This window comes from Nonomuraea sp. NBC_00507 (assembly GCF_036013525.1).
Taxonomy (GTDB): Bacteria; Actinomycetota; Actinomycetes; order Streptosporangiales; family Streptosporangiaceae; genus Nonomuraea.
In genome coordinates, this window is sequence record NZ_CP107853.1 from 2327299 (window position 1) to 2346444 (window position 19146).

At 69.5% G+C, this 19146-nt stretch carries 22 protein-coding genes; 8 read left to right on the plus strand and 14 right to left on the minus strand.

What is annotated here, in order from left to right; genetic code table 11:
* Nucleotides 1-40: 40 nt before the first annotated feature.
* Nucleotides 41-595 carry an exonuclease gene (locus OHA25_RS11840; RefSeq protein ID WP_327587613.1) on the minus strand — a complete coding sequence of 185 codons (555 nt, stop codon included), beginning with the start codon at nucleotides 593-595 and terminating at the stop codon, nucleotides 41-43.
* A gap of 152 nt (nucleotides 596-747) precedes the next feature.
* Here OHA25_RS11840 and OHA25_RS11845 point away from each other — a divergent pair, with 152 nt between their 5' ends.
* Nucleotides 748-1614 (plus strand): hypothetical protein, encoded by an 867-nt coding sequence (locus tag OHA25_RS11845; RefSeq protein WP_327587614.1) that lies wholly within the window; start codon nucleotides 748-750, stop codon nucleotides 1612-1614.
* Between the two features lie 7 nt (nucleotides 1615-1621).
* Here OHA25_RS11845 and lpdA read toward each other — a convergent pair whose 3' ends face one another.
* Both lpdA and OHA25_RS11855 read right to left on the minus strand, forming a co-directional pair.
* Complete coding sequence (lpdA, locus tag OHA25_RS11850; RefSeq protein ID WP_305923202.1) at nucleotides 1622-3001, minus strand: dihydrolipoyl dehydrogenase; 1380 nt, start codon at nucleotides 2999-3001, stop codon at nucleotides 1622-1624.
* A 38-nt stretch (nucleotides 3002-3039) separates the two neighbouring features.
* A complete protein-coding gene (locus tag OHA25_RS11855; RefSeq protein WP_327587615.1) occupies nucleotides 3040-3414 on the minus strand; it encodes a tautomerase family protein in 375 nt (124 codons plus the stop codon).
* Nucleotides 3415-3432: 18 nt separating this feature from the next.
* On the opposite strand from OHA25_RS11855, the gene OHA25_RS11860 reads away from it, so the two are divergent.
* Genes OHA25_RS11860 through OHA25_RS11870 form a run of 3 tightly spaced genes read left to right on the plus strand, consistent with a single transcriptional unit; the run spans nucleotide 3433 to nucleotide 5714 of the window.
* Nucleotides 3433-4083 carry a response regulator transcription factor gene (locus OHA25_RS11860; RefSeq protein WP_327587616.1) on the plus strand — a complete coding sequence of 217 codons (651 nt, stop codon included), beginning with the start codon at nucleotides 3433-3435 and terminating at the stop codon, nucleotides 4081-4083.
* Nucleotides 4084-4089: 6 nt separating this feature from the next.
* Nucleotides 4090-5142 carry a quinone-dependent dihydroorotate dehydrogenase gene (locus OHA25_RS11865; RefSeq protein WP_327587617.1) on the plus strand — a complete coding sequence of 351 codons (1053 nt, stop codon included), beginning with the start codon at nucleotides 4090-4092 and terminating at the stop codon, nucleotides 5140-5142.
* 17 nt (nucleotides 5143-5159) lie between these two features.
* Nucleotides 5160-5714, plus strand: a complete 555-nt coding sequence (locus OHA25_RS11870) for a GNAT family N-acetyltransferase (protein ID WP_327587618.1) — start codon at nucleotides 5160-5162, stop codon at nucleotides 5712-5714.
* Nucleotide 5715: 1 nt separating this feature from the next.
* Here the strand turns inward: OHA25_RS11870 and OHA25_RS11875 are convergent, their stop codons facing one another.
* The 4 genes from OHA25_RS11875 to OHA25_RS11890 all read right to left on the minus strand — a co-directional run bounded on the left by OHA25_RS11875 (nucleotide 5716) and on the right by OHA25_RS11890 (nucleotide 9746).
* Entirely contained in the window at nucleotides 5716-7308 is a 1593-nt protein-coding gene (locus OHA25_RS11875) for a beta-N-acetylhexosaminidase (protein ID WP_327587619.1), read from the minus strand.
* Nucleotides 7305-8138 carry an N-acetylmuramoyl-L-alanine amidase gene (locus OHA25_RS11880; RefSeq protein WP_327587620.1) on the minus strand — a complete coding sequence of 278 codons (834 nt, stop codon included), beginning with the start codon at nucleotides 8136-8138 and terminating at the stop codon, nucleotides 7305-7307. Before OHA25_RS11880 ends, OHA25_RS11875 begins: the two co-directional genes overlap by 4 nt.
* Before the next feature lie 39 nt (nucleotides 8139-8177).
* The gene (locus tag OHA25_RS11885; RefSeq protein ID WP_127937030.1) at nucleotides 8178-8429 is read right to left on the minus strand and encodes a hypothetical protein; all 252 of its coding nucleotides are present in this window, start codon (nucleotides 8427-8429) and stop codon (nucleotides 8178-8180) included.
* Nucleotides 8430-8687: 258 nt separating this feature from the next.
* A complete protein-coding gene (locus tag OHA25_RS11890) occupies nucleotides 8688-9746 on the minus strand; it encodes a LacI family DNA-binding transcriptional regulator (protein ID WP_442942101.1) in 1059 nt (352 codons plus the stop codon).
* Nucleotides 9747-9890: 144 nt separating this feature from the next.
* Between OHA25_RS11890 and OHA25_RS11895 the strand changes: the two genes are divergently transcribed.
* Nucleotides 9891-10541 (plus strand): TetR/AcrR family transcriptional regulator, encoded by a 651-nt coding sequence (locus OHA25_RS11895; protein ID WP_305923194.1) that lies wholly within the window; start codon nucleotides 9891-9893, stop codon nucleotides 10539-10541.
* 114 nt (nucleotides 10542-10655) lie between these two features.
* Here OHA25_RS11895 and bldC read toward each other — a convergent pair whose 3' ends face one another.
* Both bldC and OHA25_RS11905 read right to left on the minus strand, forming a co-directional pair.
* Nucleotides 10656-10859, minus strand: a complete 204-nt coding sequence (gene bldC, locus OHA25_RS11900; protein WP_013133571.1) for a developmental transcriptional regulator BldC — start codon at nucleotides 10857-10859, stop codon at nucleotides 10656-10658.
* A 323-nt stretch (nucleotides 10860-11182) separates the two neighbouring features.
* On the minus strand, nucleotides 11183-12049 hold the full coding sequence (locus tag OHA25_RS11905) for a hypothetical protein (RefSeq protein WP_327587621.1): 867 nt from the start codon (nucleotides 12047-12049) through the stop codon (nucleotides 11183-11185).
* A gap of 107 nt (nucleotides 12050-12156) precedes the next feature.
* On the opposite strand from OHA25_RS11905, the gene OHA25_RS11910 reads away from it, so the two are divergent.
* Nucleotides 12157-13236: a Glu/Leu/Phe/Val family dehydrogenase gene (locus tag OHA25_RS11910; protein ID WP_327587622.1), complete on the plus strand. Its 1080-nt coding sequence runs from the start codon at nucleotides 12157-12159 to the stop codon at nucleotides 13234-13236.
* Between the two features lie 151 nt (nucleotides 13237-13387).
* Nucleotides 13388-13618, plus strand: coding sequence for a DUF3073 domain-containing protein (locus tag OHA25_RS11915; protein ID WP_305923191.1), 231 nt, complete (start codon nucleotides 13388-13390; stop codon nucleotides 13616-13618).
* 89 nt (nucleotides 13619-13707) lie between these two features.
* Here OHA25_RS11915 and OHA25_RS11920 read toward each other — a convergent pair whose 3' ends face one another.
* Nucleotides 13708-14538 carry an alpha/beta fold hydrolase gene (locus OHA25_RS11920; RefSeq protein ID WP_327587623.1) on the minus strand — a complete coding sequence of 277 codons (831 nt, stop codon included), beginning with the start codon at nucleotides 14536-14538 and terminating at the stop codon, nucleotides 13708-13710.
* 86 nt (nucleotides 14539-14624) lie between these two features.
* Between OHA25_RS11920 and OHA25_RS11925 the strand changes: the two genes are divergently transcribed.
* Nucleotides 14625-15170 (plus strand): CGNR zinc finger domain-containing protein, encoded by a 546-nt coding sequence (locus OHA25_RS11925; RefSeq protein WP_327587624.1) that lies wholly within the window; start codon nucleotides 14625-14627, stop codon nucleotides 15168-15170.
* A 112-nt stretch (nucleotides 15171-15282) separates the two neighbouring features.
* On the opposite strand, the gene purM is transcribed toward OHA25_RS11925, so the two are convergent.
* The 4 genes from purM to OHA25_RS11945 all read right to left on the minus strand — a co-directional run bounded on the left by purM (nucleotide 15283) and on the right by OHA25_RS11945 (nucleotide 19041).
* Nucleotides 15283-16308 (minus strand): phosphoribosylformylglycinamidine cyclo-ligase, encoded by a 1026-nt coding sequence (gene purM / locus OHA25_RS11930; RefSeq protein WP_327587625.1) that lies wholly within the window; start codon nucleotides 16306-16308, stop codon nucleotides 15283-15285.
* Complete coding sequence (purF, locus tag OHA25_RS11935) at nucleotides 16305-17741, minus strand: amidophosphoribosyltransferase (RefSeq protein WP_327587626.1); 1437 nt, start codon at nucleotides 17739-17741, stop codon at nucleotides 16305-16307. The genes purM and purF overlap by 4 nt, the downstream gene beginning before the upstream one ends.
* Nucleotides 17742-17790: 49 nt before the next feature.
* Nucleotides 17791-18537 (minus strand): SDR family NAD(P)-dependent oxidoreductase, encoded by a 747-nt coding sequence (locus tag OHA25_RS11940; RefSeq protein ID WP_327587627.1) that lies wholly within the window; start codon nucleotides 18535-18537, stop codon nucleotides 17791-17793.
* A gap of 96 nt (nucleotides 18538-18633) precedes the next feature.
* Nucleotides 18634-19041, minus strand: coding sequence for a MarR family winged helix-turn-helix transcriptional regulator (locus OHA25_RS11945; RefSeq protein WP_327587628.1), 408 nt, complete (start codon nucleotides 19039-19041; stop codon nucleotides 18634-18636).
* Between the last annotated feature and the right edge of the window lie 105 nt (nucleotides 19042-19146).

Here is a 19146-nt window from a genome sequence, read left to right on the forward strand (position 1 = left end):
AGTTCCTGTACGCATTCTGAAGAACTGGTAAGAACCTCGCTCAGCCGGTCGCACGCCGCAGGACCTGCTCGAAGATCTGGGCCAGCTCGGCCGCGTCCTCTCCGGCGTGATGCGTGTGGGGCAGCCCCGCGAGGCCCAGCTCACGCTTGATGTCCCCGCTGCGGGTCCCGGCCCACTCGCGGCCGGTCAGGCCCATCCAGTAGCTCCGCAGATCGACTCCGGACCCGGTCGCGCCGAACGGGCTCCTGCCAGTGAACCGCGTGAAGTACCAGTGCACGAACATGCCGTCCCACACCGCGGGCGCCGCCAGGAACACGGGCCGCCCGATCGTCCGCAGCCCGTTCACCCACCGGGCGGCCGCCGCCATCGCCTCCTCCGGCGGAGGTGCCTCACGCAGCAGGCGGTCGCGGTCGAGCCCGGAGACGGCCAGCGCCTCGGGCACGAACTCGTCGGAGATCGGCCGCAGCTCCGTGTAGAACGTCAGATCCGCCCGCCCGGCCACGGCCATGCCCAGGGAGAGCATGCTGTACGGGCCGGGAATGGGCCCGTCGGCCTCCACGTCGACAGCGACGTACAACTCGGGAAGTCGGGACACGGCCTCCAAGAATAGCTGCACGACATCTTCACGACATTCGCACACCCGCCTGGTGGATCGGCCGGTGCTGGCGCGGTGTGCTCGAAGGGCGTCGCGGGTCGTGCCTGGGGAGCGCGGCCTGCCCCGGTGTCCCCCCGACGGAGGTGCCGCCCATGGGCGACTGGATGGATGAGCCGATCGTGGATCCCACGCTTGCCCCGCGGGACCGCTCGCGCCTCCTCAACGCGTCGTCGCCGCTGGTCGGGTCGCCTGACCGCGACCCGCCGCCATGGGTCCGGTGGCTCTTCCGGGCCGGCGCGGTCGTCACCGGCGCGGGGGGAGCCCTGTTCACCGCGGCGGCCTACCGGACCGACCACGAGGCGGCCGCGCTGTCGGCCGTGATGGTCCTGATCATCACGATGCTCTTGGCCGGCGTGGCCCCGCCCGGCATCGGACACCGCCAGCCTTCGGCGTACGCCGGCCGCTACGTCATCCCGGCCACGCTGGACGGCGCCGCGCTCGGCCTGCTGGCCAGGGCGCGGCAGGCCGTCATGGACGTGTCCGGCTCCCGGGTGCACCGGCTGGGCCTCCTCGACGCCATCGCCAACGACGTCGTGCTGCCCGAACGGCTGTGGGAGATCGCCTGCCTCCTGCGTACCCACACCGAGCTGCGCGCCGAGCAGGCTGCGGCGCTGGCCGAGGTGATGACACCCGAGCTGGCCGCCGTGCTGGAGGCCCAGCGGGAAGCGCTCGACCTGTCGGTGGCGGCGGTCGCGGGGCGGGTGCGGGAGCTGGAGGCGTACGCGAGCCGCGTCCGGGAGGCGGACGCGGCGCTGCGCGTGCAGGAACTCCAGAAGAGCAATGAACGGTATCGGGACCTGCTGGCCCAGACCGGCGACACGGAGGGTCTGCGTCACCTGATCGACCAGGCCGACGCCCTGACCGGAAGCCTGCGTGAAGCGATCGCCGCCGGCCAGACGCTCGACTCGGAGCTCGCCGCCGGAGACCCGCGACGCACGCCGGGGGCCGCGCGCCCCTGAGCCCCGATCACATGTTGATCATGTGGCCGGCCAGGCCGTGGATCGCCTCCTTGACCGCCTCGCCGAGCGTCGGGTGCGCGTGGACGTTGCGCGCCACCTCGTGCACCGTCAGGTCCCACTGCTGGGCCAGGGTCAGCTCCGGCAGCAGCTCCGTGACCTCGGGCCCGATCAGGTGGGCGCCGAGCAGCTCGCCGTGCGTGTCATCGCTGATGATCTTGACGAACCCGGCGGCGTCGCCCAGGCCGTGCGCCTTGCCGTTCGCGGTGAACGGGAACTTCGCGACCTTCACGTCGTAGCCCAGGTCGCGGGCCTGCGTCTCGGTGTAGCCGAAGCTGGCCACCTGCGGCTGGCAGTACGTCGCCCGCGGGATCATCACATAGTCCAGCTCCATGGTCTCCGCACCCGCGATCGTCTCGGCGGCGATGATGCCCATGGACTCCGCGGCGTGCGCCAGCATCAGCTTGGCGGTGACGTCGCCGATGGCGAAGATGTGCGGCACGTTCGTCCGGAGGCGCCCATCCACCGCGATCGCGCCGCGGTCGGTCAGCGCCACGCCGGTCTTCTCCAGGCCGTAGCCGTCCACGCGCGGCTGGAACCCGATGGCCTGCAGGACCTTGTCCGCCTCGAGCACCTGCTGCTGGCCGTTCTTGGTGACGGTGACCTTGACGGAGGCGCCGGTGTCCTCGATGCCGTCCACCCGGGTCGAGGTCATCACCTCGATGCCGAGCCGCTTGTAGCGCTTGGCCAGCTCCGCCGAGACCTCCTCGTCCTCCAGAGGCACGACCCGGTCCAGGAACTCCACGATCGTCACCTTGACGCCGTAGTTGTGCAGCACGTACGCGAACTCCACCCCGATGGCGCCGGCGCCCGCGATGATGATGCTGCCCGGCAGCTCCTCGGTGAGGATCTGCTCCTCGTACGTCACCACCCGCTCGGACAACTGCGTGCCCGGGATCAACCGAGTGGTCGCGCCGGCCGCGATGATGCAGTGGGAGAACGTGATCGTCTCGCCGTTCACCTGGATGGTGTTCGCGTCCAGGAACGTGCCGCGGCCGTCGTACTCCGTGATGGCGTTCTTCTTCATCAGGTAGTGAACGCCCTTGACCCGCCCGTCGGCCACCTTGCGGCTGCGCTGGAAGGCCGCTCCGTAGTCGAAGGTGACCTCGCCGCTGATGCCGAAGGTCTTGGCCTCGTTGTGGAAGATGTGGGCCAGCTCGGCGTTGCGCAGCAGCGCCTTGGAGGGGATGCAGCCGACGTTCAGGCAGACGCCTCCCCAGTATTTCTCCTCGACGACCGCGGCGCGCAGCCCGAGCTGGGCGGCGCGGACCGCGGCCGTGTAGCCTCCCGGACCCGCGCCGAGAACGACGACGTCATAGTGAGTGCTCATGAGTCGGACCATACCGTCCGCCCGAACTCACCTCTTCGCTAGACCTCCACCTTGTACGACAGGGTGAGCTCATCAGCGGGAACACCACGAATTCCCCAGTTGACCTTGGGCATCTCGATGATGGTGATCTCGAGGTCTTCGGGGTCGTGCGGCCACTTGTCGTAGAGCTCCCGGATCAGCGCCCGCTTGGCGTCGTCGGTCCGCCCGGTGAAGCAGACCACCTCAAGGATCAGGTAGTGCTCGCTCCGCTGCGGGCACACGAAGTCGTCGGCGTCCAGCAGCAGGAACCGGTGGAACCGCTTGTCCTCGGGCAACCCCCACGCGCTCACCAGGCACGACTGCACCAGGTCCGAAATCTCCCGCTGCCGCCCGGACCACACGTCCCGGCGGCCGTACATTTTCACCTGCGCCATGTCGGCCACTATAGAGGCGTGATCCGTATCCTCCTCGCCGACGACGAAGCCATGATCCGTGCCGGGGTGCGCGCGATCCTCACGACCGACCCGTCGCTCGACGTGGTCGCCGAGGCGGGCGACGGCAGGCAGGCCGTCGACCTGGCCATCGGCCACCACCCGGACGTGGCGCTGCTCGACATCCGCATGCCGAGGCTCGACGGGCTCGGCGCCGCGGCCGAGATCCGCAGGGTCGCCCCGGAGACGGCCGTGGTGATGCTCACCACATTCGGGGAGGACGACTACATCGCCAAGGCGCTCGACGTCAGCGCCGCGGGTTTCCTGCTCAAGTCGGGCGACCCGCGCGAGCTGATCGCCGGGATCCACGCGGTGGCCGAAGGGGCGGCTTACCTGTCGCCCAAGGTCGCGCAGCGGGTCATCGCGCAGCTCTCCGGCGGCAGAATGGCCAGGGGCGCGCGGGCGCGCGACCGCATCGAGGCGCTCACCGAGCGCGAACGCGAGGTGCTCGCCCTGCTCGGCGCCGGGCTGTCCAATGCCGAGATCGCGCGCAGGATGCACATCGTGGAGGGCACCGTGAAGGCGTACGTGAGCGCCATCCTCACCCGGCTCGACGTACGCAACCGCGTCCAGGCCGCGATCATCGCCCACGAGGCCGGCTTGGTAGCCTGACCCGTGATGTATCGCCTCGTGTTCACGCAGGTCTTGCGGCGTTTCGACGCCGAGGCCGTGCACCATCTGACGGTGAGCGCTCTCGCGCTCCTCGCGCGGCTGCCGCTGCTCAAGCGGCTGCTGCACCGTGCGCTCGCGCCGCACGACCCGGTCCTGCGCGTGACCGCGTTCGGCGTGCACTTCCCCGGCCCGCTGGGGCTGGCCGCCGGTTTCGACAAGGACGCCGCCTGCGCGGAGGCGATCGCGGCGCTCGGCTTCGGGCACGTCGAGGTCGGCACCATCACCGCCCACGCGCAGCCTGGCAACCCGCGCCCGCGCCTGTTCCGCCTCGTCAAAGAGCGCGCCGTGATCAACAGGATGGGCTTCAACAACGCCGGCGCCGCGGCGGCCGCCCGCCGACTGCGCCGCACGCGGGGCCTGCCCGTCGTGGTCGGGGTGAACATCGGCAAGACCAAGGTGGTCCCCGAGTCCGAGGCCGCGGCCGACTACGTGACCAGCGCCAAGCAGCTGGCCCCGCTGGCCGACTACCTGGTCGTCAACGTCAGCTCGCCCAACACGCCCGGGCTGCGCAACCTGCAGGCCGTGTCGCTGCTGCGTCCGCTGCTCACCGCGGTCAAGGAGGTCGCGGACAACACGCCCCGCCGCACTCCGCTGCTGGTGAAGATCGCCCCCGACCTCGCCGACGAGGACGTGGACGCGGTCGCCGACCTGGCCCTGGAGCTGGGCCTGGACGGGATCATCGCGACCAACACCACGATCAAGCACGGCGGCGAGACCGGCGGCCTGTCAGGACGACCACTCAAGGGCCGCTCGCTGGAGGTGCTGCGCCGCCTGCGCGCGCGGGTCGGCGACCGCCTCACGCTGGTGTCGGCCGGTGGGGTGGAGGACGAGGACGACGTCTGGGAGCGCCTCCTGGCGGGCGCGACCCTGGTCCAGGGCTACACGGGCTGGATCTACGGCGGCCCGTTCTGGGCCGCTCGCATCCACCGCCGGCTCGCCAAGCGCGTACGCCGCCACGGCCTGAAATCGGTCACAGAGGCGATCGGCCGCACCGCCTAGCCCACTATCGTGGGACGGTGATCGAAGCCGTGTCCCTGATCGACGACGTCGTCCTGCGCCTGGCCACCAAGCAGGACGCCGAAGCAATGCTCCGTGCTTATGTCCGCAACCGCGACCACCTGAGGCCATGGGAGCCGCGCCGGCCCGAGGAGTTCTTCACGCTGCGCGGGCAGGCCCGCCGGCTCGAGGACGTGCTGGAGCAGCAGGCGGCGGGCCGGACGGTGCCGTGGGTGCTGGCCGACGGCGACGAGATCGTCGGGCGCATGACGCTCAACACCATCGTCCGCGGGCCGTGGCTCAGCGCCGACCTCGGCTACTGGATCGACGCCCGCTACACCGGCCGCGGCCTGGCCAGCAGGGCCGTCGTGGAGGTGTGCAGGATGGCCGACCAGGACCTGGACCTGCACAGGATCGCGGCCGCGACGGTGCTCGACAACGCCGCCTCGCAGCGCGTCCTGCTCAAGTGCGGCTTCGAGCCCTACGGCCTCGCGCCGCGCTATCTGGAGATCGACGGCAAGTGGCAGGACCACCGGCTGTTCCAGCGCATACTCAACGACCGCCCGGCTTTCTGAGCTACATGCTCGGCCGGGTGGACTCCGGGTCGTGCGTCATGCCCTCGATGCGGGACATCACGTCCGCCACCCGCACGCCGCTCGGCCGGTGCGGCCGCCGCCGCTGCCACGGGTGCGGCCCGGCGAGCGGGCGATATTCCACCCCGATCGCGTCCAGCCGCCCCAGGTGCTCCTCCAGCCGCCCGGCGAAGCCCTCCTGGCCGGTGCCCGACCAGGCCACCTCGGCGAGCGCGCAGGCCCGCGGCCACATGCGGTAGTCCACCGTGCGGGCGTCCGGCACCCGCTCGGTCCACAACTGCGCCTGCGCCCCCACGACCCGGGCGCGCTCCTCGTCCGTCCACTCCTCAGGCGCCGGCCGGAACGCGGCCACATCCTCAACGGTGATCGCGTCCCCGATGGCCATCGGCTCGTCGGCCGTGGCCGACTCGGCGTAGTCGAAGTACAGCGGGAACACCGGCGTGGCCACCACGTCGTGTCCGGCGGCGGCGGCGCGTCGGCCCACGCCCATGCCGCGCCACGGCATGACGACGGTGTCCTGCCGCAGCCCGCCGCTGACGAACGCCTCGTCCCAGACCACGGCCCGCGCCCCCCGCTCGGCCAGCGTGTCCGCCAGCCGCCGCAGGAACCACGCCTGCAGATCGTTGGCGGTGGCCAGGCCCAGCGAGTCCCGGTACGCCGTGATCTCCGCCGACCCGGCCCAATGGTCGAGCACCACCTCGTCGCCGCCGATGTGCACGTATGGTGTCTCGCCCAGCGCCCCCATCAGCTCGTCGAAGATCGTGGCCAGGAACTCCACGGTCGGCGGCAGCGGCGACAGGATCGCGGGGGAGATGCCCCACCGGTCCAGCACGTCGTGCCGCTCGCTGGTGGCCCCGAACGCCGGGTACGCCGCGAGGATCGCCGACGCGTGCCCCGGCACGTCGATCTCGGGAACGACCGTGACGCACCGCGCCCGGGCATAGGCCCCGATCTCCGCCAGGTCGTCGAGTGTGTAGTAGCCGCCGTGCGGGACGTCGTCGTACGCCTCCGGCTCCCCGTAGGAGTTGACCGCCGTACGCGTCCGGTGGGAGGCGACCTCGTGCAGCAGCGGGTAGGCCCGGCTCTCCACCCGCCACCCCTGGTCGTCCACCAGGTGCAGGTGGAGCCGGTTGAGCTTGTGCACCGCCATCAGGTCCACCAGGCGCAGGATCTCCCGCTTGGGGAAGAAATGCCGGGCCACGTCCAGGTGCAACCCTCGCCAGGAGAACCGCGGCGCGTCCTCGATCCGCACCCCGGGTGCAGTCCACGACGCGGGCCCAGCGGACCGGTAAGAGGCGCCGGGCAGCAGCTGGTGCAGCGACTGCGCCGCGTAGAAGGCGCCGGCCCGCCCGCCGGCCACGATCTCGACGCCCCGCGAGCCGACCGTCAGCCGGTAGGCCTCCTCGCCCAGCGCGGGATCCCGCCGGACGTCGATCTCACCCGAGTCGCCGGGACGCAGGTCGAGCACAGGGAGGGCCAGGCGCACGGCGTCCACCAGGTCGCCGGACACGGTGGCGCCCGCGGTCAGCTCATAAGTGGCGGACAGGTGGGTGAGCAGCTCAGGGCGAGGAATCATGCTTCGAGATAGTGCTGCAATCCGTTCGCCAGCGCCACCGCGATCTTCTGCCGGAACTTCGGGTCCTGGAACTTGGCCGCCTCGACCGCGTTCCTCATGTTGCCGGACTCGATGAAGACCTTCGGCACCGTGGAGAGGTTGAGCCCGCCCAGGTCCTTGCGGTGGATCAGGGCATCGCGGCCGATGTAGGTCGAGTACGGCAGGCCGGTGCCCTCCGCGAAGGCGTCGCGTACGGCCAGGCCGAGCCTGTTGGACTTGCCCACGACCTTGTCCACGGGCCCGTTGATCTTCTTGGGGATGATGACGTGGAAGCCGCGGTGGCCCGAGGCCGAGCCGTCGGCGTGCACGGAGATCGCGGCGTCCGCATTGGCCTCGTTGCCGATCGCGGCGCGCTCGGTGATGCACGGGCCGACGCCGGTGTTGCTCGTCCTGGTCAGCTTGACCGTGGCGCCGCGGCTCCTGAGGATCTTGGCGAGGCGGGTGGAGACGTCCCACGTGAAGGCGGCCTCGCTGTAGCCGTTGTTGGTGGCGGTGCCGGTCGTGTCGCAGGGCTTCCACTTGGTCAGCACGTTGACCTTGCGGTTGATGGCCGCAGGGTCACGCCAGTTGCCGCCGTTGTGGCCGGGGTCGACGACGACGACCTTGCCGTCCAGCGGCTTGCTCTCCGTCGGCCCGTCCTTCGCCGTGGCCTGCCGCTGTGCCGGAGCCTGCTGCTGCACGGCGGTCGCGGGAGCGGCCTGACCTGCCGCGGCGCCACCGGAGCCGGTGCCGCCGCACGCGGAGGCGATCAGGCCGCAGACGGCGAATACTGACGCTGGTAGAGCACGCATGGCCTCCAACTTACGGGAAACCCGGTACTCAAACCGTCGTTATGAGAACCCCGGTGCGCCGACCTCCTGACGATCCAGCAGGGCGGCAAGCTCCCGCGCGTCCTCGGCGTCGAGACCGAGGACGACGCGGGGGCGACCCCACGGATGGTCGAGGGAGTGGGCGACGTAGCTGGCGACCGATTCGGCGCCGGCGTCGACGCCCCGCCCCCTGCCCGCGCGCCAGTGCCCCCAGGCGCGCTCGAGCTCGGCCGCCGCGCGCTGGGCGCAGGACACCAGTTCCGGATCACGCATGACTGTTCCCCCGGATCAGATCGTGGTCGGATGGATCCGGCCACAAATAGCATGACCCTGCCGAGTAAACCGCCGTGTGGCCACGACGCCACGCGGCTTGACCCAGCCTTGGGCGAAACCTGCTCTAGCAGGCCCCCGTAGTGGCAGCCTGCTTGGCAGAGTCAACACTCTCCGAATGAGAAACCTGCTCCAGCAGACTGCCGCCCTACTGTTGTACGCGGGGTCCACGCCGTAGCGGCAGTCCGCCTTGCAGATTTCTCATTCGGTCTTGGCCTGCCCGGTGCTGCGGCGGACGATCAGCTCGGGGCGGACCTCACGCATGCGGGCGCCCTTGGCGGGTTCTCCGATCCGATCGCTCAGCAGCGCGGCTGCCGACCTGCCCATCGCGCGGCGGGGCTGGTCGACCGAGGTCAGCGAAATGTGCCGGGAGGCCGACAGGTGCGTGTTGTCGTACCCCACCACGGAGAGGTCATCCGGCACGGTCAGGCCCAGTTCGCTCGCGGCTGACAGCACGCCGAGCGCGACCACGTCATTGGCGGCGAAGATCGCCGTGGGCCTGGGGTCGCGGGTCAGCAGCGCCATCGCCGCCTCCCGGCCGCCGTCCTCGGAGGAGTTCGCGGCCTCGACCATGATGTACGGCGCCAGCGAGTGCCTGCGCATCGCCACGAGATATCCCTCGCAGCGCGACGAGCGCGGGCCCTCGATGTGCGCGATGCGCTTGTGGCCGAGCTCGACCAGGTGGTCGATGGCCAGGCGGGCGCCGAGCTGATCGTCGTCGACCACGATGTCGACGCCGTCGAGCTCGATGTCACGTTCCCCGACGACGACGGTCGGCGTGTAGGCGGTGGCCTCGATCAGCGTCTCGCTGGTCGGCGGGATGCCCAGCAGGACCAGCCCGTCGACCCTGAGCTCGAGGAAGGCCTCCACGGCCTCGTCCTCGAACGCCGGATCCCACTGGCTGTTCCCGATCAGCATGCGCAGGCCGTCGCCGTGCAGGCTCTCCTGCAGGCCGTCGAGGAACTCGGCATAGAACGGGTTGTGCAGGTCGGCGACGAGCGCGCCGACGAGGTGTGTACGGCCTTCGACCAGGCTGCGTGCGACCGCGTTCGGCCGGTAGCCGAGCTCGCGGGCGGCCTGCAGCACCGCCTGGCGCCGGTGCTCACTCACGTGCGGGGATCCGCGTAGCACGAGTGAGACCAGCGATTTCGAGACGCCGGCTCGTTCGGCGACGTTGCGGATGGTCGGTCTGGGCCGAGGCAGGGCATCTACCTCTCTGAGCTCAGCGATGGTTGAAGTGTTGACGGGCGGTCCTGACATGTGTCTCCCCCGCGATGCGGATACGGGCACCTGTCTGACCAAACGATCGAGTTAGCCGCAGGGTACGGCCTCCGTTACTGATTGACTCCAAGATGCCGATATTGACCGGATATGCACACGTCAGCCATTCGATACTGTGCAGATGTGACAAGCGGGAAGTCAGCCGAGACGGCACGGCCGGCACGGCGCAGGCTCAGCGTCGACCGCCGTCGCGAGGAGCTCATGGCGGCCGCTCTGGAGCTGTTCAGCACCCGCGACGCGGAGGACGTCTCGATCGACGACGTGGCGTCGGCGGCAGGCGCCTCTCGAGCCTTGGTCTACCACTACTTCGGTGGCAAGCAGGAGCTCTACGTTGCCGCGCTGAAGAGCGCGGCGGAGCAGCTGGAGTCCCGGTTGCGTCCGCAGAACGGCGGCAGGCCGCTGGACGAGCTGGCCTCCGGGCTCAAGCGGTATTTCGACTTCGTCGAGGAGCACGCGGCCGGATTCGCGGCGCTGCTGCGCGGCGGCCCGGCCAACAGGACGGGCGAGATCGGCGAGATCGTGGACGGCGTGCGGCGGCGGCTTTTCCGCCTCATCCAGAAGCAAATGGGTGTCGAGGAGCCGAGCCCGGTGCTGCGCACGACGCTGCGGTCGTGGATCGCCTCTGTGGAGACGGCGGGTCTCGACTGGCTGGAGCATCGCGACATCGAGCGTCCGACGCTCGAGCGCATGCTTGTCGCCCAGATGGCGGCGCTGCTAGGGGTTGCCGCCACCCACGACGATGACGTGGCGGAGTTGCTGCAGCGTCTGGGGTGAGCAGGAAGGATGGCGCCGGGCGGGCGGCGCCAACTCCCAACAGTGGTGGACCGGGCCCAGTCAGCCTGGTCCACCCCTCAACCCCCCTGAGGTTCGTGAGTCACGAGCCTCTGGTCACTCCGAGCGCTGCTGCGGAATGCCCGCGAGCAGTGCCCGAACCTCGGTCTCCCGGTAACGCCGATGACCGCCCAGGGTGCGAATCGACGTCAACTTGCCCGCCTTGGCCCACCGCGTGACGGTCTTGGGGTCGACCCTGAACATGGTGGCGACCTCAGCGGGCGTAAGCAGTGGCTCGGCCTCGGGTGTACGAGCTGACATTTGTGCGGCCTCTCCTCCGTGTGGACCGGCTTCGCGATCCTGTGACTGCCTTTTGCGCGTGTCACGGATGTCCACCTACGGCCCAGAGCGTGCGGCTTTTCTGAGCCATATGCGGTATCACCCGATGTGACCATACCGCCACGCAGAGCGATTGGCGAGCCCTTCTTTGACCCAACTGCCCGCCCCTGTGGCCATGTCACGCTCGGTGATTCTAGCGACACGGTTCGTGGTATCGCAGTGAAAACGGCAAACTACTCAGTTCGCAGAAGAGAGCAGCCGTGAGACGTGACCTACTCATGCAGGTCAGACGGCCGTATTGGGGTTCAGTTGGCAGATTCCAGCTGTTGCATTGACTTCCACCGGAGGATCACCCTCTGGTACATGGCGTAGGCAAGTTCTTCTTGACCCGTGTCCAGGCCCGTCAGAGCCGCCGCGAGCTCCGCCACCGACTGGTCGGCCTGCAGCGCGTCGTCGTTCATGAGATGCACGAGACCGCCGTAGTCCAGCTCGACCAGCGAATGCGGGTGGAACTCCTCCAGCCACCGCGCGATGTCCTCCACGTCGAAGTTGACCGACACCTCGCCCAGATGCCTGCGCAGCACGTTGAGTGCCCGCGCCGCCCGCCTCCTGGCCTGCGCCATGGAGGTGACGTAGATGAGGTTGCGTCCGGTCGCCGTGGTCTTCACGTCCTGCCCAGGAGTGGACGAGCCGAGCACCAGCCAGCGCTCGTTCCCATCAAACGGCACGAACCACGATGGCGGCACATGCCACGCCGTAGTGCGAATGTGCGTGCGCAACGCGGATGAGTCGACCTGGCGCTTGAACCGGTCGAAGTCGTCGGCGATCTGCTCGGCCACGCCCTTGGGCACGAGGCGGTCCATCAGCTTCGCGGGAGTCGTCCCGCGCAGCCTTGAGAACGCCAGCCATGAGCGCAGACGGCTTTGCCAGGGGCACACGTACAGACGGTCTTCAACACGCCGTAGATAGGCGTTGGGACTCTCCTGAGCGGGAACGGGTTGAGGGGGCATGCCGAGCAGGCGCATCACCGACTCGCCGTGCTCCGCATTGAGCGCGTTCGCGCGGCGCGGGCGGTCCCGTGAGTCGGCGTAATCGGCCCACACCTTGCGCTCGGACTCGGCGAACGCGGTCAGTGGCTCATAGACGCGGAGGTAGGCGGCATAGGGCAGCACGGAGGCATCGTGTCACGAAGCGACCCTGCATGCACCGTTGTGGCTTACTACTCTGTGAGGTGATCTCCGCCGCAACGGTGCGGCGGACCGGACAGGGAGTCACTACCGTGACCGACGTCTTCGGCTCGTCCCACAAGGACGTCCACGAGCAGGTCGTGTTCTGCGCCGACGAGCAGAGCGGCCTGCGTGCCATCATCGCCATCCACAACACCGCCCTGGGGCCGGCGTTGGGGGGCACCAGGTTCTATCCGTACGAGAGCGAGCATGCGGCCCTCTCCGACGTGCTCAACCTGGCCAAGGGCATGGCGTATAAGAACGCCCTGGCCGGCCTGGACCTGGGCGGCGGCAAGGCCGTCATCATCGGCGATCCGGCCCAGGACAAGAACGAGGCGCTGCTGCGCGCGTACGGCAGGTTCGTCGAGTCGCTCGGCGGACGCTACATCACCGCCTGCGACGTCGGCACCTACAGCGAGGACATGGACATCGTCGCCCGTGAGTCGCGCTTCGTCACCGGCCGCACCCTGGCCAACGGCGGGGCGGGGGATTCGTCCATCCTGACGGCGTTCGGCGTGTTCCAGGGCATGCGTGCCTCGGCCGAGCGGGTTTACGGCACACCGTCGCTGCACGGCAAGCGGGTCGGCGTCGAAGGGGTCGGCAAAGTGGGCCACCGTCTGGTCGAGCTCCTGCGCGAAGACGGCGCCGAGGTCGTGATCTGCGATGTGAGCCCCAAGGCGATCGAACGCGTCCGCCTGCGTCACCCGGAAGTGGACGTGGTGGCCGATGCCAGGGCCCTGACGTCGGCCGACATCGACGTGTTCGCGCCGTGCGCGCTGGGCGGCGCGCTCGATGACGACACCGTGGCTCGGCTGAAAGCGAAAATCGTTTGCGGTGCGGCCAACAATCAACTGGCCCACCCGGGGGTCGAGAAGCAACTCGCCGAACGCGGGATCCTGTACGCGCCCGACTACGTCGTGAATTCCGGCGGGGTGATCCAGGTCGCCGACGAGATCAAGGGCTTCGACATGGATCGGGCCAGGTCCAAGGCCGCCCAGATCTATGACACGACTCTGAAGATCTTCCGAATTGCGGCCGATGAGGGCGTTCCTCCCGCGGTCGCAGCGGATAGGCTAGCTGAGCGCAGAATGTCGGAAGTCGGGCGTATTCGGGCTATTTGGCTGGGCCACTGACGCCCCACGCCCATACGGCGTACCGAGCTGGGCACAAAACAGGTACGGTAATAGGCGAACGATAGGCTGACGCCCAAAGTCAGGCGGCGTCAGTGTGTGGTGCGTTAGCGACGAGGGGTCGGGGACGACCCCACACGAGGGGGTCGAGCCAATGGGGCGCGGCCGAGCAAAGGCCAAGCAGGTCAAGGTTGCTCGCCAGCTGAAGTACAACAGCGGTGGCACGGATCTTGACCGTCTTCGCGACGAACTCGGGGTCGGAGACTCCAGCCGCAGTGACGACGCCGACGACCTCAACGATGAGCTGGCGGATCGCTATGCCGATTACGCCGATGACTATGACACCGGAGACGACGACGATAGCCGTCCGTCCGGCCGTCGATAGCCACACTCCTGGTTGACGTGGCCGAGGGCCCGGCGTGCCGGATCCTCGCCCACGTTCGTCGGGCCCCACGGGTAACCGTGGGGCTTTCGTCACGATTGCCGGGAAAGGAATCCGGCGATGAGCGGGGCGATCTCTGGAAGTTTCTCCTCCAGCGCGAAATGCCCGGTGTCGAACACATGCACCTCGGCCTCGGGCACGTCGCGCCGGTACGCGTGCGCGCCGGCCTCCAGGAAGATCGCGTCTCCCCGCCCCCAGAGCACCAGCGTGGGCGGGCGGTGCTCGCGGAGCCATGCCTGCCAGGCGGGATACAGCTCCAGGTTCGACCGGTAGTCGAGCGCGAGCGCCAGTTGTGCCTGCTTGCGTCCGGGCAGATCCAGGAAGTGCTGGTCGAGTGTCCATCCGTCGGGCGCGATCAGTGACGGGTCGGCCGTGCCGTCCTCGTACTGGCTCCGTGTGACCGGCAAGGTGAACAGCTCCTCTGGCGGGGCACCGATGGTCTTGCGTGCGATGTCGGAGAGCCCCTCGTCGTAGGCGTTGGCGTTCTGCACGATCAGGGCGGCGATCCACTCGGGATGCCGGGTGGCGACCCGGAAGCCCACCGGGCCGCCGAAGTCGAACGCGTACCACACGAACCGCTCGAGCCCGATCGCTCGCACGAACCCCTCGACCACGTCGGCGAGCCGGTCGAAGGAGTAGACGAAGCCGTCGGGCGCCTGCGTGTGCCCGAACCCCGGATAGTCGGGCGCGATCAGCCGGTAGCGGTCGCCCAGCGCGTCCATCAGCCGCCTGTATTGGTGTGAGGCGGACGGGAAGCCGTGCAGCAACAGCAGCGGCAGCGCGTCCCGCGGCCCTGCCTCCCGGTAGAAGACTCGCACGCCGTCCACGTCCACGAACCCGTGCCGCACCTCGGGAATGTCCATGACTAATGCCTCTTTCGGTGGAAGATGCATTAGTTATAAGCGTGCGACATCTAATGGGTCAACCCTGGGATGTACCATTAGGACCCATGGAGCTCCTGATCGGTGAGCCGCTCGCGCTGGACCTGGTCAACACCCGCGCGCGGGACTTCGACGCCCTTGACGCGCCCGGGGACTTCCAGACGTGGCTCGCCCGCCAGGCCGATCGGCTCACCCTGCCGTCGGCCCCACTCACGACCGCCGGGCTGGCGGCCGTCCGCCGCCTGCGCGGCCAGGTGGAGTCGGCGCTCAACGCCGTGCGCGAGGGCGCACCGCCGCCGGACGCGGCGGTCGCCGCGCTCAACGAGGCGGCTCGCGCCGCGCCGCCCTACCGCGTGCTGGAGTGGCGGGACGGCACCTTCCGCACCGGCACGGGCCGGGACGGCGACGACCTGGCCCGCTTGCTCGCCCAACTGGCCGAGGCCGCGGCCGACCTGCTCACCGACCCGGCCGCGGGCCGGATCCGGGGCTGCGAGGGCCCCGACTGCCGCATGGTGTTCCTGCCTGCTCACCCGCGCCGCCGCTGGTGTTCACCCGATCTGTGCGGCAACCGGGTGCGCGTGGCCCGCTACTACCAGCGCCACAAGAGCACCTGAGTCACCGTCCGCCTGGGTCGTGCTCGCCGCCGCGTCAGCAGTCGGCCGAGCACGGGCGCCGTTGCCTTGGCGCGCCCGCGTCGGCGAGAAGGCGTGAGGAGGTGCGGCGGGGTCAGCGGTAGCGGGCGTGGCCGGTGCCTGGGACGACTTCGCCCATGACCCAGGCGGGCAGGCCGCGGTCGCCGAGGAGGCGGATCGCGGCGTCGGCGGCGTCAGGGGCGACGATGGCCGCCATGCCGACCCCTAGGTTGAAGGTGCGGTCCATGTCCTTCTGGGCCACCCGCCCATGCCCGGCCAGCAGGCCGAAGATCGGGGGCGGCGTCCAGGAGGAGCGGTCGAGCAAGGCGTCCAGGTGCCCGGGGAGTGAGCGGGACACGTTGCCCTCGATCCCGCCACCCGTGATGTGCGCGAAAGCGTGGACCGTGCCCGTACGGGCCAGCTCCAGGCAGTCGAGCGAATATATGCGGGTCGGCTCGAGCAGCTCCTCACCCAGCGGCCGCTCCAGCTCGGCCGGCACCGTGTCGAGCGACAGCGAGGCCTCGCGCAGGATGTGGCGAACCAGCGAGTAGCCGTTGGAGTGCACGCCGGAGGAGGCGAGCCCCAGCACCACGTCGCCTTCCTGGACGAGGGAGGGCCCGAGCATGGCGGACGCCTCCACGACTCCCGTGCCGGCTCCCGCCAGGTCGTATTCGTCCGGCCCCATCGCGCCCGGGTGCTCGGCCGTCTCGCCGCCCACGAGCGCGGCTCCGGCCAGGCGGCAGCCTTCGGCCACGCCGCCGACGATTTCGGCGACGCGCTCGGGCACCACCTTGCCGCAGGCGATGTAGTCGGTCATGAACAGCGGCTCGGCTCCGCAGACCACGAGATCGTCCAGGACCATGCCCACCAGGTCGATGCCGATGGTGTCGTGCTTGCCGTACTGCTGGGCGATCATGACCTTGGTGCCCACGCCGTCGGTGGAGGTGGCAAGCAGCGGCCGCTGGTATCGCAGCAGGGCCGAGGCGTCGAACAGGCCGGCGAAGCCGCTGGCGTCGTCGACCACCTCGGGCCGCCGCGAGCGCGCCACCTTGCTCTTCATGAGGTCGACGGCCCGCTCACCGGCGGCGATGTCGACCCCCGCGGCCTCGTACGTATTCACGCCTTCGTCTCCAACACGAACTTGCCCACGTTGTCCTGGTCGATGGGGATGGGGTAGGAGCCGTCGAAGCAGGCCCTGCAGAGGCGATCGGCCGGCAGCGTGGTGGCCTTGGTCAGACCCTCCAGGGAGATGTAGCCGAGCGAGTCGGCACCGAGCGAGGCCCGGATCTCCTCCACGGTCAGCGAGCCCGCGATCAGCTCGGCCCTGGTGGCGAAGTCGATGCCGTAGAAGCACGGCCAGGCCACGGGCGGCGAGGAGATGCGTACGTGCACCTCACGCGCCCCCGCCTCGCGCAACATCTTGACGATGGCGCGCTGGGTGTTGCCCCGCACGATCGAGTCGTCCACGACCACCAGCCGCTTGCCCTCGACGACCTCGCGCAGCGGGTTGAGCTTGAGCCGGATGCCGAGCTGGCGGATGGTCTGGGAGGGCTGGATGAAGGTGCGGCCCACGTAGGAGTTTTTGACCAGGCCCTGCCCGTAGGGGATCCCGCTCTCCTGGGCGTAACCCACGGCGGCCGGGGTGCCGGACTCCGGCGTGGGGATGACCAGGTCGGCCTCCACGGGATGTTCGCGGGCCAGCACGCGGCCCACCTCGACCCGGGTGACCTGCACGCCGCGTCCCGCGATGGTGGTGTCGGGGCGGGCGAGGTAGACGTACTCGAACAGGCAGCCCTTCGGCTCGGCCAGCGCGAAGCGGCGCGACCGCACGCCGCGCTCGTCGATGGTGAGCAGCTCGCCCGGCTCGATCTCGCGGACGAACGTGGCGCCCACGATGTCCAGCGCGGCCGTCTCCGAGGCCACCACCCAGCCGCGTTCGAGACGGCCGAGCACCATCGGGCGGATGCCCTGCGGATCGCGGGCCGCGTAGAGCGTCTTCTCGTCCATGAACACGAGCGAGTAGGCGCCCTTGACCTGCGGAAGCAGCTCGGCGGCCGCGTCCTCGACGGAGCGGGTGCGGTCCTGGGCCAGCAGCGTGGTCAGGACCTCGGTGTCAGTGGTGGCCCTGGTGGACCCTGGAGTCAGGCGCTGGGCCAGCTCCGGAGTGTTGATCAGGTTGCCGTTGTGCGCGAGCGCGAGGCCACCGACGTCGGTGGAGCTCAGCGTGGGCTGCGCGTTCTCCCACACACTCGATCCGGTCGTGGAATAGCGGCAGTGGCCGATGGCCAGGTGACCGCGGAGGGTGCCCAGCACAGACTCGTCGAAGACCTGAGCCACCAGGCCCATGTCCTTGTAAACGAGAATGCGGCTGCCCTCACTGACTGCGATGCCCGCGGACTCCTGGCCGCGATGCTGCAACGCGTACAGCCCGTAGTAGGTCAGTTTTGAGACTTCCTCGCCCGGAGCCCAGACGCCGAAGACGCCACAGGCGTCTTTAGGAGCGCGGTCATCGAGGTCCAGGTCATGGCCGAGTCGGCCGTCGCCCTTCAGCACATGCCTCAGTCTAGGTTGACCGAATCTGTGCTCGCACCCCGGGTCGATATCACAGCGCGTGGGATGACCTGCCCGCATTGGACCCGTCACGGACGAACTCCCCGGTGACGTTGCGGTTGGCGGCGGAGCCGAGGAAGACGATCAGCGCGGCCAGGTCGTCGGCCGTGGACAGGCGGCGGCTGGGCGTGCGGGCGGCGATCTGGTCCAGGGCCGACTGCGGGATGGGGCGGGAGACGCCGGTGATCGTGAGGCCGGCGACGACCACGTTCACCAGGATGCCGTCCCTGCCGGCCTCCCAGGCCAGGGCGCGGGCCATGCCATGCAGGGCCATCTTCGCGGTGCCGTACGGGCCGGGACCCGGCAGTCCCTCCTCGGCCGCCCCGGACGACACGAACACGATCCTGCCGAACCCGCGCCGCCTCATCTCGGGCAGCACGGCTTGGGCGAGCAGGGCGTTGCCGACGACGTTGGCGTGCAGGGCGGCCGTCCACTCCGCGGCGGGCACGTCCTCGAAAGGAATGCTGTTGGGCATGATCGTGCCCCAGCGGACGGCGTTCGCGATGAGCGCGTCCACCGGGCCGGCCTGGGCGACGGCGGGCGCGATCGTCGTGTGGTCCTCCAGATCCAGGTGGACGGCCGCTGCCTCGCCGCCGTCCGCCTCGATCCGCTTGACGATCTCGGCCGCCCGATCCGCGCCGGACTTGTAGGTGATCGTGACGCGCGCGCCCGATTGGGCGTACGCGAGCGCGGTCGCGGCGCCGACGCCCGACGAACCACCGGTGATGAGCACATGCATGTAAATTTCCCCTCAAATGTGAGATTAGCCGACTAATTAGCCAGCTAACTCGAAGCGGGGTGGCCACGCAAGGGCCGTTCGCTGGAAGTGAAAGGGCTAGAGGCGCTTGGCGCGGACGAGGCGGGTGAGCAGATCGCGTTCGGCGTCGGGCAGGCCGCGCAGGAGGTCCTCGTCCATCTTGGTCCAGATCTCCTCGACCGGCTCGCGCAGCGCCTTGCCCGCGTCGGTGAGGTGCACGCGGCCGACTCGCGGCCGGTCCGGATCGGGCGCCCGATAGACGAAGCCGGCCCGCTCCAGCCGCTGCAGGGTCTTCGTCACGGTCGGCGGCTCGACGCCCAGCCTGGCGATGAGCTCGCCCTGCGTCAGCCCGTCCTCGCGCCACAGCTGGTTGAGCAGCATCTCCTGTCCCGCGTGGAGGCCGAGCGGCGCCAGGGCCGCGGCCAGCTGGTTGCGCTGCGCCTTCATGAGCTTGATCAATGCGTACGACAGGGTCTCGTCCAGCATGCCCTCATCTTGCCCGCCGCCTGCCTCTTTGGCGCATGGAGACCCAAGTATGGGCGTCCTCTTACCGTGTCATGTGGTTTAGCCGACGCTCTCCGCGAAAGGGTG

What these genes read in the sequence shown, in the direction of transcription:
- OHA25_RS11890 (WP_442942101.1), bottom strand. Translation starts at nt 9,746, where the DNA reads ATGTCAGGACCGCCCGTCAACACTTCAACCATCGCTGAGCTCAGAGAG.
- OHA25_RS11885 (WP_127937030.1), bottom strand. Translation starts at nt 8,429, where the DNA reads ATGCGTGATCCGGAACTGGTGTCCTGCGCCCAGCGCGCGGCGGCCGAG.
- OHA25_RS11940 (WP_327587627.1), bottom strand. Translation starts at nt 18,537, where the DNA reads ATGCATGTGCTCATCACCGGTGGTTCGTCGGGCGTCGGCGCCGCGACC.
- OHA25_RS11875 (WP_327587619.1), bottom strand. Translation starts at nt 7,308, where the DNA reads ATGATTCCTCGCCCTGAGCTGCTCACCCACCTGTCCGCCACTTATGAG.
- bldC (WP_013133571.1), bottom strand. Translation starts at nt 10,859, where the DNA reads ATGTCAGCTCGTACACCCGAGGCCGAGCCACTGCTTACGCCCGCTGAG.
- OHA25_RS11925 (WP_327587624.1), top strand. Translation starts at nt 14,625, where the DNA reads ATGGAGCTCCTGATCGGTGAGCCGCTCGCGCTGGACCTGGTCAACACC.
- lpdA (WP_305923202.1), bottom strand. Translation starts at nt 3,001, where the DNA reads ATGAGCACTCACTATGACGTCGTCGTTCTCGGCGCGGGTCCGGGAGGC.
- OHA25_RS11855 (WP_327587615.1), bottom strand. Translation starts at nt 3,414, where the DNA reads ATGGCGCAGGTGAAAATGTACGGCCGCCGGGACGTGTGGTCCGGGCGG.
- OHA25_RS11845 (WP_327587614.1), top strand. Translation starts at nt 748, where the DNA reads ATGGGCGACTGGATGGATGAGCCGATCGTGGATCCCACGCTTGCCCCG.
- OHA25_RS11920 (WP_327587623.1), bottom strand. Translation starts at nt 14,538, where the DNA reads ATGGACATTCCCGAGGTGCGGCACGGGTTCGTGGACGTGGACGGCGTG.
- OHA25_RS11880 (WP_327587620.1), bottom strand. Translation starts at nt 8,138, where the DNA reads ATGCGTGCTCTACCAGCGTCAGTATTCGCCGTCTGCGGCCTGATCGCC.
- OHA25_RS11865 (WP_327587617.1), top strand. Translation starts at nt 4,090, where the DNA reads ATGTATCGCCTCGTGTTCACGCAGGTCTTGCGGCGTTTCGACGCCGAG.
- OHA25_RS11945 (WP_327587628.1), bottom strand. Translation starts at nt 19,041, where the DNA reads ATGCTGGACGAGACCCTGTCGTACGCATTGATCAAGCTCATGAAGGCG.
- OHA25_RS11915 (WP_305923191.1), top strand. Translation starts at nt 13,388, where the DNA reads ATGGGGCGCGGCCGAGCAAAGGCCAAGCAGGTCAAGGTTGCTCGCCAG.